General features: G+C 71.1%; 15 protein-coding genes. 9 read left to right on the top strand and 6 right to left on the bottom strand.

The features are described 5' to 3' along the window. Positions 1-115: 115 nt before the first annotated feature. On the bottom strand, positions 116-976 hold the full coding sequence (locus NE234_RS02255; RefSeq protein WP_252776394.1) for a helix-turn-helix domain-containing protein: 861 nt from the start codon (positions 974-976) through the stop codon (positions 116-118). Between the two features lie 344 nt (positions 977-1,320). Here NE234_RS02255 and NE234_RS02250 point away from each other — a divergent pair, with 344 nt between their 5' ends. After that, positions 1,321-1,755 (top strand): ATP-binding protein, encoded by a 435-nt coding sequence (locus tag NE234_RS02250; RefSeq protein WP_252776393.1) that lies wholly within the window; start codon positions 1,321-1,323, stop codon positions 1,753-1,755. A gap of 88 nt (positions 1,756-1,843) precedes the next feature. Here the strand turns inward: NE234_RS02250 and NE234_RS02245 are convergent, their stop codons facing one another. Then, positions 1,844-3,055, bottom strand: coding sequence for a glycosyltransferase 87 family protein (locus NE234_RS02245; RefSeq protein WP_252776391.1), 1,212 nt, complete (start codon positions 3,053-3,055; stop codon positions 1,844-1,846). Positions 3,056-3,490: 435 nt separating this feature from the next. Between NE234_RS02245 and NE234_RS02240 the strand changes: the two genes are divergently transcribed. Further along, a complete protein-coding gene (locus NE234_RS02240) occupies positions 3,491-4,522 on the top strand; it encodes a S1 family peptidase (protein WP_252776390.1) in 1,032 nt (343 codons plus the stop codon). Between the two features lie 110 nt (positions 4,523-4,632). After that, complete coding sequence (locus tag NE234_RS02235; RefSeq protein WP_252776388.1) at positions 4,633-5,130, top strand: DinB family protein; 498 nt, start codon at positions 4,633-4,635, stop codon at positions 5,128-5,130. A gap of 13 nt (positions 5,131-5,143) precedes the next feature. On the opposite strand, the gene NE234_RS02230 is transcribed toward NE234_RS02235, so the two are convergent. Then, a complete protein-coding gene (locus NE234_RS02230) occupies positions 5,144-6,679 on the bottom strand; it encodes a DUF2079 domain-containing protein (RefSeq protein WP_252776386.1) in 1,536 nt (511 codons plus the stop codon). Beyond that, positions 6,676-7,086, bottom strand: coding sequence for an HIT family protein (locus tag NE234_RS02225; RefSeq protein ID WP_308206824.1), 411 nt, complete (start codon positions 7,084-7,086; stop codon positions 6,676-6,678). Before NE234_RS02225 ends, NE234_RS02230 begins: the two co-directional genes overlap by 4 nt. Before the next feature lie 56 nt (positions 7,087-7,142). Between NE234_RS02225 and NE234_RS02220 the strand changes: the two genes are divergently transcribed. From NE234_RS02220 to NE234_RS02200, 5 genes are all read left to right on the top strand, one after another. Further along, positions 7,143-7,847, top strand: coding sequence for an ATP-binding cassette domain-containing protein (locus NE234_RS02220; protein WP_252776382.1), 705 nt, complete (start codon positions 7,143-7,145; stop codon positions 7,845-7,847). Further along, positions 7,844-8,536: a hypothetical protein gene (locus NE234_RS02215; RefSeq protein ID WP_252776380.1), complete on the top strand. Its 693-nt coding sequence runs from the start codon at positions 7,844-7,846 to the stop codon at positions 8,534-8,536. The genes NE234_RS02220 and NE234_RS02215 overlap by 4 nt, the downstream gene beginning before the upstream one ends. A 141-nt stretch (positions 8,537-8,677) precedes the next feature. Then, positions 8,678-9,541, top strand: a complete 864-nt coding sequence (locus tag NE234_RS02210; protein WP_252776379.1) for a helix-turn-helix domain-containing protein — start codon at positions 8,678-8,680, stop codon at positions 9,539-9,541. Beyond that, a complete protein-coding gene (locus NE234_RS02205) occupies positions 9,538-10,464 on the top strand; it encodes an aldo/keto reductase (RefSeq protein ID WP_252776377.1) in 927 nt (308 codons plus the stop codon). The genes NE234_RS02210 and NE234_RS02205 overlap by 4 nt, the downstream gene beginning before the upstream one ends. Continuing rightward, positions 10,445-11,236: an alpha/beta fold hydrolase gene (locus tag NE234_RS02200; protein ID WP_252776375.1), complete on the top strand. Its 792-nt coding sequence runs from the start codon at positions 10,445-10,447 to the stop codon at positions 11,234-11,236. The genes NE234_RS02205 and NE234_RS02200 overlap by 20 nt, the downstream gene beginning before the upstream one ends. Positions 11,237-11,243: 7 nt before the next feature. On the opposite strand, the gene NE234_RS02195 is transcribed toward NE234_RS02200, so the two are convergent. After that, the gene (locus NE234_RS02195) at positions 11,244-11,747 is read right to left on the bottom strand and encodes a DivIVA domain-containing protein (protein ID WP_252776372.1); all 504 of its coding nucleotides are present in this window, start codon (positions 11,745-11,747) and stop codon (positions 11,244-11,246) included. Between the two features lie 120 nt (positions 11,748-11,867). On the opposite strand from NE234_RS02195, the gene NE234_RS02190 reads away from it, so the two are divergent. Further along, positions 11,868-12,335 (top strand): general stress protein, encoded by a 468-nt coding sequence (locus NE234_RS02190; protein WP_252776370.1) that lies wholly within the window; start codon positions 11,868-11,870, stop codon positions 12,333-12,335. A 52-nt stretch (positions 12,336-12,387) separates the two neighbouring features. Here NE234_RS02190 and rlmN read toward each other — a convergent pair whose 3' ends face one another. After that, a complete protein-coding gene (gene rlmN, locus NE234_RS02185; protein WP_252777408.1) occupies positions 12,388-13,488 on the bottom strand; it encodes a 23S rRNA (adenine(2503)-C(2))-methyltransferase RlmN in 1,101 nt (366 codons plus the stop codon). Positions 13,489-13,592: the final 104 nt, after the last annotated feature.

Here is a 13,592-nt window from a genome sequence, read left to right as displayed (position 1 = left end):
CGCTGTCGGCACATACTCCATCGATCCAGGTGACTTCGACGCAGCCACTCGAGGCGTTGCTACGGATGGACTTACGCCAGGGAGGCATGGGCTTAGCGGCCATATGCACCTTTCCTTAGGTTTCTTCATCCATGAGCCGGCGGATGAACGCGGCCGACTCGCCGATCCCCAGGGCTTCGGCAAGGAGATGATTGAAGACGAGCGAGTAGGCATGGACCTGTGCGCCGTCCTCGACCCACAGCGCACCGTTGAGCGCCTCTATGTAGCCGACGTCCGGCATGTAGCGCTCTGGAAACTCCAGGATCGAGAACGTGCCCTCCACGCCGGGATGGGCACCCACTTCGTGCGGCAGCACTTGAAGCGTGACGTTGGGGAACTCGGCCAGCTCGGCGAGCCGTGTGTACTGGGCTCGCATGACGTCGGCACCACCGATCATGCGGCGCAAGGTGTTCTCGTCGATGACGCACCACAACTCCAGCGGAGGATCTCGCTCGGTCAGCAACGCCTGCCGGTTGAGGCGCACCTCGACCCGGCGCTCGACCTCAGAGTCGGGGGCGAGCTGCATGAGGCCGGCGCGGATGACCTCCCGCGCGTAGTCCTCGGTCTGCAGCAGGCCGTGGACGACCAGGGCGTCATAGCAGCGCAGTGACCGCGCCTCGGCCTCCAGGGCGATGTACGTGGCGTACGCGGCGGGCAGGGTGTCGGTATAGCGGTGCCACCAGCCGCGCTCGTGGGCTCCGCGGGCGAGCTCGACGAGGTCGTCGCGGTGGCGGCCGTCCACCATGTAGACGTTCAGTAACCGTTGCAGCTCCGCAGGCTTGATCCGCCGGATGGCGGTCTCCATCCGGCCGAGCGTGGCGCGGCTCCAGCTCAGCCGCTCGGCCGCCTGGTCGAGGGTCAATCCGGTCTGTTCGCGAAGACGGCGCAGCTCGATCGCGATGCGACGTTCGCGGATCGTGGGGGAAGGATCCGGCACGCACCCAGTGTGACGATGTCACTCACTGCGAGCAATCGATTTCGGATAGTTACTGCAAAGTAGATTGTGAGAATTCTCAGCGAACCACTTGCGTGCACACGCAGCAGGGAAGCACTATGCGTAAGAACCCGAACACGCGATGTGATCGAGGGAGTTGCTCGGCTTGGACACGGCGGTGAGCCGCTGGCGCGTCCCCGCGTCGCCGGCGGCTTGAGCCCACCGGACTCGGGCAGGTCCGGCCCCGCCCTGGCCCGCCCGGCGGGTCCCGTGTCGTCCTCCCCACGCCATGGGGAGATCGGGCGTGATCCCTGCACTCAGCCCATTCGACGGGAGGGCGCACCACCGTGACCGCCACGCTCCACGAGACGACGTCGACCGCATTCACCGCTCCGATGTGCTGGCGCCGGACCTTCCCCGGCCGCCCGGACCAGGCACGGCTCGTCCGCCGGTTCGTGGCCTTCCTCCTGGAGGACTGCAGGCAGGCCGACGACGCGGTCCAGGCCGTGGCCGAGCTGGCCGGCAACGCCCTCATTCACACCCGTTCCGGCCGCCCCGGCGGCACGTTCGTCGTCGAGGTCCGGCGAGGCGAGGGCTGCCTGGCGGTCTCCGTCACCGACCAGGGCGGCTCACTGGAGGACAGCGGCCCCCACCGGAAACGACACAACGACGACCTGGCCGAGAACGGCCGCGGGCTGCCGATCGTCGCCGACCTCGCCACCCGCGTCAGATGGACCGGCGACCCGGAGCACGGCCACACGGTGACCGCCGTCTTCGCCTGAACGGCCACCGCTCCGACTCACGGTCCCACCCCGGTCCGATTCCAGGCCCCGGCGTGCGCCGGAAACCGACAAGCCTCTCCGGGCGCGGTCACTTCGCCGCGGGGACGAGCTCGGTCTCCGGGACGAGGATCCCCTCAGCGGGCTGCGGCCGGCGGCGTTGCCAGGGCATGGCGAGGGCCAGGAGCGCGATGACGGCCACCGAGCTCATGGCCCACCATTCGTGGTTGTTCCACCAGCCGGTGTCATCGAACTGCGTCAGGTAGATGTACCCCGTGCCCGCCCACACGGCGGCCAGGGCCATCGCGGGCCGGCTCCACCGGGTCGGCCGGGCGCACAGGAACGGCACGAACCACATCAGGTACTGCGCGCCCATGCGCGGCGTGACCAACATGAAGGCCAGGAGGATCGCGGAGGTCTGGTCGATGCGGTCGGCCCGCCACCACAGCCACATCACCAGCGCGATGGTGCTGTAGAGGATGATCTGGCCGACCTTGGCGGCCGTCGGGGCCAGGGTCCAGTCGCCGCCCGTCATCCAGGCGGTCCAGCCCCATTCGCCGACGATGGGGCGTACCTCGCCGAGGTAGCGGGCGACGTCCAACATGTTGGACCAACTGGAGCTCACGACGAGGGGAAGGGTCACGAGGAAGAACACGGGGACGGCGCCTGCCGCCACCAGCCCGTACAGGCGCTGCCGCCAGGTGGGCAGTATCGCCAGGACCACCGGGAGCAGGATGATCGGCCAGCTCTTCGCCGACAGCGCGAACCCGAAGAGGGCGCCCGCCCAGGCGCCGTTCAGGACGGTTCCGCCCTTCTCGGCGCCGGCCCGCGACGCCTGGGCGAGGATGTACGCGGCGACGAGGAAGACCAGGGAGATCGGCTCGACCTGGCCGTGGATGACGGCGATCATGATGGCGATCGGGTTGCAGGCGTACTGGAACCGCGCCGACGCGGCGTGCTTCCGCCCGGCGAGACGGCCGACCAGGACGATCAGCACGACGTCCGCGATGATGGTGCAGACCCGGCCGGCGATCTCCCACGGCAGGCCGGTGGCCAGCACGAGGGCGTAGAAGTACGGGATCATCGGCAGGAAGTGCCAGGATCCCTGACTCGCCAGCACGGGGTCCTGATGATGCAGGATCGCTCGGCCGGCCGCCCGGAAGCCCTCGTTGTAGTCGACGGGCTGCCAGGAGTCGCTCGACGCGGAGATCAGCAGGATCAGCCGCAGCGCGATGCCGACCGCCAGAGCGACGGGCAGCGACGGCCGCCAGCGGCGCCAGTGCGCCACGGCGGCCAGGATCATGCCTGCGACCAGGACAAATGCTGTGAATTCCGGATGGTCCATTGCTAGCCAAGACTCTCACATGCCGGGCCCGTTACCACGCTCGGCCCTGGGACTCACAGCCAACTCTCAGGTTCCCTTGACCTTCGCGGCCCCTCCCCCATGGGCCCGGCCCTGACCCGTGACTTGACGCGACGGATGACGAGCTGCCGATCTTCACCTCCTCAGCAGCCCGGATACCAGCTAGTATGCAGATGCTCTCGGCTGACCGATTCTGGACTAACGTTTGACCTTGCGGCTTTTGACTAGGTTTGTGAAGATCTGCGCAGGCCAGGTAATCGGATCTCGACCCCGCCCGGGCGGCCTCCCCCTCCGCCCGTGAGCCGAGCGCCATTGCCCATGCCGTCCCTCGGGCACGCCACCGGGGCGCGCCCGCCACCCCTGAGGGAGGCTCGTGTGAGATTCACTGCTCCTCGGCGCGCTGGACTCGTCGCGGCCGCCGCCACGCTCATCGGCGGCTCCCTGCTCGCGACGTCGGCCCAGGCAGCCGTCTCGCAGGCGGATACGTCACACCTCGCCACGAAGCTGGCCCAGAAGCTGGGCTCCCGCTCCGCCGGCGCGTACTTCGACCGGTCCGCGAAGAAGCTCGTCGTGACGGTCAGCTCCAAGTCGGACGCCTCGGCGGTTCGCAAGGCCGGCGCCGTACCGAAGATCGTCCCGTTCAGCGGCGCCCGGCTCCAGCAGGCCATGGGCGTCCTCGACCGTACGGCCAAGGTGCCCGGGACGGCCTGGGCCGTCGACCCCACCACCGACCAGGTCGTGCTGTCCGTCGACAGCTCGGTCACCGGGTCCAAGCTCGTCCAGGTCACCTCCGCGGCGCAGCAGCTCGGCAGCGCCGTCCGGATGGAGTACCTGCCCGGCGTCTTCCACACGGACATCTCCGGCGGTGACGCGATCTACGGCGGCCAGTACCGCTGCTCCCTGGGCTTCAACGTCGTCAGCGGCAGCACGTACTACTTCCTGACCGCCGGGCACTGCGGCAACATCGCCTCCACGTGGTACAGCAACTCCAGCCACACCTCGCTGATCGGCACCACCCGGGCCAGCAGCTTCCCGGGCAACGACTACGCGATCGTCGCCTACGCCAGCGGCGTCTCGCACCCGGGCACGGTCGGCAGCGTGGACATCACCTCGGCCGGCAACGCGTACGTCGGCGAGTCGGTGACGCGCCGCGGCAGCACCACCGGCATCCACTCCGGCACCGTGACCGCGCTCAACCAGACGGTGAACTACTCCGAGGGCACCGTCAGCGGGCTGATCAGGACCACGGTCTGCGCCGAGGGCGGCGACAGCGGCGGCCCGCTGTACTCCGGCGGCACGGCGCTGGGCCTGACCTCCGGCGGCAGCGGCGACTGCACCTCCGGCGGCACGACCTTCTTCCAGCCGGTCACCGAGGCGCTCTCGGCGTACGGAGTGAACGTCTACTGATCTTTTCCACCCCCTCCCCGCTCGCGGGCCCCCGGAAGCGCGGCATCTTCCGGGGGCCCGCCCCTTATCCGGTGGACAGAGCGTCCCCCGCCCAGGGACGATCGGCGGTCATGGATCGCATCGAGACACCGAACGCCGGCGACGAGCGGACCCTGCTCACCGCCTGGCTCGACTGGCAGCGCGCCACCGTCCACCTCAAGTGCGACGGCCTCACGGACGAACTCGCCCACCGGCCGCTCCTGCCCACCTCGCCGCTGATGACCGTGGCCGGCCTCGTCAGCCATCTTCGCTGGGTCGAACGGGCCTGGTTCGAGCGCGTCATGCTGGACCGCCCCGACGACGCCCCGTGGACCCCGGAGGACCCGGACCGGGAGTTCCGGGTCGACGACGTGCCGCTGGCCCGCCTGCTCGCCGAGTACGAGGAGCAGTGCGCCCGCGCGAGGGAGATCACCGCGTCGCTGAGCCTCGACGCCGAGGCCCAGGGGAAGCACCGCCGGGGCACGGTCACGCTGCGCTGGGTGCTCGGCCACATGATCGAGGAGACCGCCCGTCACAACGGGCACATCGACATCCTCCGCGAGATGCTCGACGGCGTGACCGGCGACTGAGCCTCGCGCGATCTCAGCGGGTCGCGCGCAGGTCCGGAGTCGCGGCCGGGTCGTGCAGCACCACCCAGCCGTCCTCGCGCAGCACCATCGTGTACCCCCGCTGGAGCAGGTACCGTACGCGGTCGCGCTGCGCCCCCAGGGCCGGGAAGGGGAACGTCGCGCGGGCCGTGTCCGCGACCACCCACGGCGCCCAGCGGACGCGGGTGTCCCACAGCAGCACGCGTGCCCGGCCGGACAGCTGCGGTCCCACGACGTTGGCGGCCTCGACCAGGGCGCCGCGGGGCACGGCGGCGACCGCGTCGGCGGCGGCGCGGGCGTGCGCGTCCCGCCGGTAGAACGCCGGGTCGAAGAAGTTCTTGAAGGCGAACCGCGGCACGACGACGACGGCGGCCAGCAGCGCGGCGACCGGCCAGAGCAGGTCGAGGCGGAGACGGCGCGCACGTGAGCCGGGCGGCAGGTTCAGGCGGCGCGCGCGTGGGCCGGGCAGGCGCAGCCGGGACAGCCGGCAGGCGCCGTCGACGCCCGCCGCGACGAGCAGGGCCGTGAGCGCGACGTTGTAGTGGAACCTCGGCTCCCACCAGTTCCCGAAGCGGTTCGCGAGCATGCGCTCGACCAGCAGGGGCAGCACGGCGATGGTGATCGGCGAGGCGAGCGGGACCAGGAGGAGGGGCAGGATGAGCCATGCCATGGTGGTCGCCTTGACGCCGGGGGTGACGAGGAGCTTCAGGGCGGTCCACGGATGCGTCAGGGCGTGCGCGGCGGCGTGCGGCAGGTCCCGGCCCAGGGCGTCATAGGCCCAGTAGTAGTCCGCCGCGCCGCCGAACGCCGGGATCAGCACCCGGGAGGCGAGCCACGTCCAGCCGAGACCGGCGGCCACGAAGACGGCCGCCAGGCGCCGCTCCCCCGGCCGGGTCAGCAGGTACAGCCCGAAGCCGGCGACGAGCAGCCCCATGTCCTCCTTGACGAGCAGCAGCGCGCTGGCGGCCAGCAGGCACTGCCGCCGGCGGCCCGCGTCGTGCCGTTCGAGCATCAGCATGGACAGAAGGGGCGTGAACGCCATCTCGTGGAAGTCGAAGGCGACCGTCTCGGCCACCGGCCAGGCCAGCGCGTACACGCCCGCGACGCAGTGCGCCGCCCACGCCCCGAGCCGCCGCCGCGTGAACATCCACAGCGGCACGATCGTCAGCGCCAGGAGCACGGCCTGGGCGACCAGCAGCGTCTGCGGCCCGTCGTGGATCCAGTACAGCGGCGCCAGGACGACAAGGATCGGCGAGAAGTGGTCGCCGAGCACGGAGAAGTGCGGGCCGAAACCGTTGTGAACGCCCTTGACGATCGCGGTGGGCAGGTGGAACCGGCTGTACGAGCGCACCGCCTGATCGAAGATCACCAGGTCGTACGTCGTCGTGCGGAAGGTGCGATAACGCACCAGGGCGAAGACCGAGTAGACCGCCGCCGCGGCGACGACGAGCGCGCCGACCACGACCGCGTCGCGCCGGGCAGGCCCCGGGCTCACCTCCGGGCCGGTCGTCTCGGGCGTCACCGTGATCATCCGAGCGCACCGCGGATGCGGTCCGCGTACGCGCGGGCCTCGTCATCGGAGTCGTACTTCGTCCGCGGCCAGAAGAACCCGCGCAGTCCGTCCTTGCGATTCCGGGGAACGACGTGGACGTGCAGGTGGGGCACGCTCTGGCTGATCCGGTTGTTCATCGCGACGAACGAGCCCGCCGCGCCGAGCGCGGTCTCCATGACGGCCGACAGCCGCTGCCCGGCGGCGAACAGCGGCTCGAGGAGGTCGGCCGGCAGGTCCGCGAGGGTCTCGTAGTGGGTGCGGGGCACGAGGAGCGTGTGCCCCTTGAACAGCGGCCGGGTGTCCAGGAAGGCGACGACGGGGCCGTCGTCGAGGACCACGTGGGCGGGCCGCTCCCCTTTCACGATCTCGCAGAACAGGCAGTCCATGGTGGGCATTCTTCCGCTTACGGTCGTCTTATCGGCCGGCAATAGGCTCCTGGCCCGTGCGATTCAACCAGGTGGCCTTCCGGTACCGCCGCCGCGCTCCATGGGTTCTGCGCGACGTGACGCTGACCGTACCCCGTGGCCGGATCATCGAGGTGAACGGCCGCAATGGAGCGGGCAAATCAACGCTTCTCCGGCTCGTCGCCGGGGTCGTCCCCCCGGTCCGGGGAGGCGTCGGCGACCGGCCGCCGTCCGTCGGGTACGCGCCGGAACGCTTTCCGGCGGATCAGCCGTTCACCGCGCGGGCCTACCTCGGGCACATGGCCGCCGTACGGGGCGTTCCGGCCGCGCGCATCGGTGAGTGGGCCGAACGGCTGGGCTTCACCGGCCTCCTGGACACCCGGCTGCCGGACCTGTCCAAGGGCAGCGCGCACAAGGCCGGGCTGATCCAGGCGCTGCTGGCCGCGCCGGGGCTGCTCGTGCTGGACGAGCCGTTCGCCGGCCTGGACGCGCGGACCCGCGCCGCGTTGCCGGCGCTGCTGGCCGAGCTCGCCGCGGAAGGATCCTCCGTGATCGTCAGCGACCACCAGGGCGACCTGCGAAGCGTGCCGGGCGTCGTGCGCTGGCAGGTCGCGGACCAGACGGTCCACGAAGGGGACCTGCCCGAGGAGCACGCGGTGGTCGAGGTGATCCTGCCCCGCTCGCAGGCGGAGGACCTGGTCGGCCACCTCAAAGCGGACGGCTACGAGGCGCGGCTCCGGTGATCGCCGCGATGCGGTTCCAGCTCGGCGGGTACGCCCGGTCCACGCGCGCCCTGCCTCCGGTGCTCGCCCTCGCGCTGCTGCTGGGCATCGTCTTCTCGAGCCCGCTCGGCGGCACTCCGGCGGAGGCCCGATCCGGGGCGCTGACCGCGATCGGCGACCTGGCGGCCCTGTACTTCCCGATCTGCGCCTGGGCGGCCCGCGGGCTCCTGGACACCGAGCCGGACGCCCAGCGGCACATCGGCGTGGTCGCCCTCGGCCGGTGGCGGGCGATGGCGTGCGGGTTCGCCGCGGCGTTCGCGTTCACCCTGTGCCTGGCGCTGATCGCCGGTGCCGTTCCCCTGGTCGAGGCCGCGCGATCCGGCGTACGGACGTCGCAGCTGCTGCCGGCGATGGCCCTGCTGCCCCTGTCCGCGCTGGCCGCCACGGCGCTCGGAGCGCTCGCCAGCCGGGCGATCATCCACTCCCCCGGCCGGTCGATCCTCGTGCTGCTCGGGATCTATGTGGCCGATCTCCTCTTGGGGCTCGGCCCGCTGCGGGTCGTCACCGTGCCGATGATCGAGTGGATGGGAGCGGCCGGACGCGGGCGGTCCGCGTTCACCGGCGCCCTGCCGTGGTTCGCGCTGCGCACGCTCGCCTGGGCGGTCCTCGCGACGGCGCTGTACGCCCGCCTGCGCCGTACGCGCGCCTAGGAGACGACGCGGCCCGGCGACCTCATGAAGGTCGCCGGGCCGTTCGCCGTCTGGCGACGAAGGGCCAACGGCACGAGCCGTGCCCGGGTGGGTGCACCGCACCCACGCCCTGGTGCATGGGGAGCGTTTAGCGTGGCGGGCATGCAAAGCAAGAATGAGCTCGGTGACTACCTGCGTGCTCGCCGCGCGGTGGTCATGCCGTGGGACGTCGGATTGCCTGACGGCGGGGAGCGTCGGGTGCCGGGGCTGCGGCGTGACGAGGTGGCGCTGCTGGCCGGGGTGAGCACGGACTACTACATTCGCCTGGAGCAGGGCCGTGAGCGGCATCCGTCCGAGCAGGTGCTCCGGGCGATCGCCGGGGCGCTGCGGCTGGACGGTTCCGCGGCCGGCCACCTGTTCCGGCTCGGTCTGCCCGCCCTCGCCACGGCGGCCGCGGAGCCGGCCGTCGCTGCGGATCTGCTGCGGCTCATGGACGGCATGCGCGACGTGCCGGCGTTCGTGGTCGGCGTGGCGCAGGACGTGCTGGCGGCCAACGCGATGGCACGCGAGCTGTATCGCGGTTTCGCTCGGTACGACAACCTGCTGCGGATGATCTTCCTCGATCCCTTCGCACGGGAGTTCTACGTTGACTGGGACAAGGCGGCGCATGTCGCGGTGGGCAACCTGCGGGCGTCCTCCTCGCAGTTCCCGGGCGATGAGCGGATCGAACGGGTCGTGGGCGAGCTCAGCGTGCGCAGTCCCGCCTTCACCGGCCTGTGGGCGCGTTACGAGGTGCGTCCGCGCACGCAGGAAGACAAGCACTTCCGCCACCCGCACGTGGGTGAGCTACGGCTGCACTTCGAGGCGCTGGCCGTCACCAGCGCCCCGGGCCAGCACCTGTCCGTCTACAGCGCCGAACCCGGCAGCGCCGGCGCCGACGCCCTGATCCTGCTCCGTCGGCTGGCCGAGCGGGACTCGGCGCCCGCCGGCCAGGACACCGCGGAGGAAGGAGAAGTCCGGTCATGACCGCATCTCTGTGCGACGCCGTCGGCACATTCGAGGTCGCCGGAAAGAAGGTCGCCCGTCTCGGGTTCGGTGCCATGCGCCTGACCGGGCTGGGCGTGTGGGGCGAACCCGACGACCGCGAGGAGTGCGTCCGCGTGGTGCGCCGGGCCGTCGAACTCGGCGTGCAGTTGATCGACACCGCGGACTCCTACGGTCCCTACGTCAGCGAGGAGATCATCCGGGAGGCGATCCATCCCTACCGCGACGACGTGCTCATCGCGACGAAGGCCGGGCTGACCCGTAACGGCCCGGACACGGTCAAGACCCGCGAGGGGCTGGTACGCCTCGGCCCGAAGGCGTGGCCGCCGGTCGGCCGCCCGGAGTACCTGCGTCAGCAGGCCCTGATGAGCCTGCGCCGGCTCGGCTTGGACCACATCGACCTGTTCCAGCTCCACCGCGTCGACCCGAAGGTCCCGCTGGAGGACCAGGTGGGTGAGCTGAAGAAGCTCCAGGACGAAGGCAAGATCGTCGCGATCGGCCTGTCCCAGGTCACCGTCGACCAGATCGAGCAGGCACGTACGATCGCCGAGATCGCCACCGTCCAGAACCGCTACAACCTCACCGACCGCAGGTCCGCCGACGTCCTGGACTACTGCACCCACCACGGCATCGGCTTCCTCCCCTGGGCGCCGGTGGCCGCGGGGGACCTCGCCCGCCCTGGAGGCCCGGTCGACCTGATCGCGGCCGCCCACCGCGCCCGTCCGTCACAGGTGGCACTGGCCTGGCTGCTCGCCCGCTCCGCGGTCGTGTTGCCCATCCCCGGCACCTCCAAGGTCACGCACCTGGAGGAGAACCTGGCCGCGGCGACCTTGCGGCTGACCGACGCGGAGATCGACACACTCACCGAAGAAGGCACCTCACGTCATGCTGCTTCCCTCCACTGAGGCAGGCCGGGGACGGCCTGTCGTCCTGCTGCACGCCCGGCCCACCGACCGCACCATGTGGAACGCACACCTTCCACTGCTGGCCGATGCGGGCGTCCGGGCCATCGCATTGGACCTGCCCGGCCACGGTGACGCGCTCGTGCCCGCCGGCCTCGAGGTGGCCCCCTGGTCGGACGTGCTCGACACCCTTGACCACCTCGGGGCCGACCGCTTCGTCCTGGCTGGGAACTCGCTCGGCGCCCTGGTGGCGCTTCAGGCCGCCGTCACCGCACCCGAGCGGGTGGAGGGCCTCGTACTGGTCGGGTACCGGCCCCACGACCAACCCGCCTCCCCACATCTGCAGGCCGCCTGGGACGGCGAAAGGGCGGCGCTGGCCGCCGGCGACCTGGATGCCGCGGTCAAGGCCGGTGTCGAGGCGTGGACCTCGGCCGACGCGACCGACGAGGTACGCACCCAGGCCGCCCGCATGCTCCACCGTCAGCTGACCACCCGGCTCGCCTACGGCGAACCGCCACAGGCGGCAGACCCACTCGGCACCGGCCCGGCGCTTCGGACCCTCTCCGTCCCCGCCCTGGTCGGCGTCGGCGAGCACGACATGCCCGACTTCCACCAAGGCGGCCAGGATCTGGCCCGCGACCTCGACGCGGGCCTGACCGCCATCATCCCCGGCGCCGGACATCTCGCGCCGCTGGAACAGCCCGCGGCCTTCTGCGCCCTGCTCCTGGACTTCGTCCGCCGCCTCCCCCAGCAGTCGTCACCCGTACACGGCTAGCCAGGGCCTAGCTCAACCGGTCGATCTCGGCCGCGAGGTGGTCGAGGAAGCCGTCCACGTCGGGCTGGGCGTATCCGGGCCGGAGCCGGGTCGTGGTGAACCGCGCGGCCCGCACGTCGGCCGACCGGGGCCTGCGCCCGCGCAGGTCGGCGATCAGCCGGTCCAGGAAGTCGTCGACCTCGCGCTCGTCGTACCCCTCGTTCAGCCGGGTGGTGACGAATCGTACGTTGCGGACGAGCCCGATCAGCCGGTCCGCCTCGGCCGCGGACAGCCGCCGCCCCTCGCCGTTCTCCCTGACCTCCAGCTCCCGCAGGTACTCCTCGAGCCTCTTGTCGACCGCCTGGACCCGGTAGCCGCGCAGGACGATCGCGAACCGCACCTCGCCGACCTCGGCCGCGGTGACCGGCGGCGCGAACAGCTGCGCACGGCCGAGGGTGCCCTCGATCCGGGCGACGAACGCGTCCACTTGATGACGGTGGTAGCCGCGGGCAGCGAGCGGGAAGTCCGGCATGGCCGCATTCTCCCTGAAACGCGGATCGACGACCCATCGCAAACCGGAAAAAGGGTGTGCGACGTGCGGTCGGCGGAATATCTGACAGGTAGGTCGTCACATGGATCGGGGGGACTAGAGATGACGGCTGGAAATCTCGCCGGGCCGAACAAGGTGGTGCTCGGCGACTACTCGAGCCACGCGGCGGCACAGCGCTCCGTGGACATCCTGGCGGACCGGAACTTCCCGGTGGAGCACGTCACCATCGTCGGCTGCGGGCTACGGCTGGAAGAGCGGGTGCTCGGCCGCTGGACGGTCGGCAAGGCATTGGCGGCCGGCGCGAGTTCCGGTGCCTGGGTCGGTCTGCTGATCGGGCTGGTGTTCTGGATCGTCAGCCCCTGGCACGCCGGCGCGGTGGTCTCGGCGATCATCCTTGGCGCGATCTTCGGTGCGGTGTTCGCCGGGGTCGCGCACGGGCTGCGCCGCCAGGCGTTCGCGTCGACGAGCGCGGTGGTCGCCGACCGGTACGAGTTGCTGGTCGACGCCGAGTTCGCCGCGGAGGCCAGGCGACTGCTGGCCGCGATACCCGCCACCGAGCGGCCGCACTGAGCCGCTCCGCCCGGCGCCGGTCGACGCCGTAGACCCGCCGGGCGGTCGGCGGCTACTCGACGGTCTTGGCGGCGAGCTGGCCGCAGGCGCCGTCGATCTCCTGACCGCGCGTGTCGCGTACGGTGACGGGAACGCCGTGGGCCTCCAGCCGACGGACGAACTCCGTCTGGTCCGACGGGCGCGACGCGGTCCACTTCGATCCGGGCGTGGGGTTGAGCGGGATCAGGTTGACGTGCACCGGGTGGTTCTTGATGAGCCGCCCGAGCAGGTCGGCCCGCCATGCCTGGTCGTTGATGTCCCGGATGAGGGCGTACTCGATCGAGATCCGGCGCCGGGTGCGGTCCGCGTACGTCCAGGCGGCGTCGAGGACCTCCGCGACCTTCCAGCGGGTGTTGATCGGCACGAGCTCGTCGCGCAACTCGTCGTCCGGCGCGTGCAGCGAGACCGCGAGACGCACCTTGAGGTCCAGGTCGGCGAGCTGGTGGATCTTCGGGACCAGTCCGACCGTGGAGACCGTGATGTTGCGCTGGGAGATGCCCAGCCCGCGCGGGCTCGGGTCGCTGAACCGGTGGATCGCCCGGACGATGGTGGAGAAGTTGGCGAGCGGCTCGCCCATGCCCATGAAGACGATGTTGCTCACCCGGCCCCGGCCACCGCTGATCTCACCGCGGTCGAGCGCCCGGGCGCCCGCGACGACCTGCTCGACGATCTCGGCGGTCGACAGGTTCCGCGTGAGACCGGCCTGACCGGTCGCGCAGAACGGGCAGTTCATCCCGCAGCCGGCCTGGGAGGAGACGCACATGGTCACCCGGTCGGGGTAGCGCATGAGGACGGACTCGACGAACGTGCCGTCGAACGCCTTCCACAGCGTCTTGCGGGTGGCGCCGTCGTCACAGGTCAGATCCCGCACCGACGTGAGCAGGGGCGGCATCAGCTCGGTGACGAGACGATCCCGGACCGGGGCCGGCAGGTCGGTCATGTCGGCCGGATCGTCGGCGAGCCGGCCGAAGTAGTGACGCGAGAGCTGGTCGGCGCGGAAGGGCTTTTCGCCGAGCGCCCCGACGGCCTCACGCCGCTCGTCCCAGGACAGATCGGCGAGATGGCGCGGTGGCTTCGCCCGGCGCGGAGCGGCGAAGGTGAGCTGAGCGGGCATGTCCGTTCCAGTGTGGCAGACGCCGGGCAGCGCTTCGTACGCCGCCGCCCGACCTCCACCCCGGACGACCTTGAAGGTCAATGCCGCTGTCAATGCCGCTCCGG

The sequence above is a fragment of the Actinoallomurus rhizosphaericola genome (assembly GCF_024055675.1).
Classification (GTDB): domain Bacteria; phylum Actinomycetota; class Actinomycetes; order Streptosporangiales; family Streptosporangiaceae; genus Actinoallomurus; species Actinoallomurus soli.
Note: the sequence above shows the minus strand (reverse complement) of the source record. Positions and strands in the feature narration are given on the sequence as shown.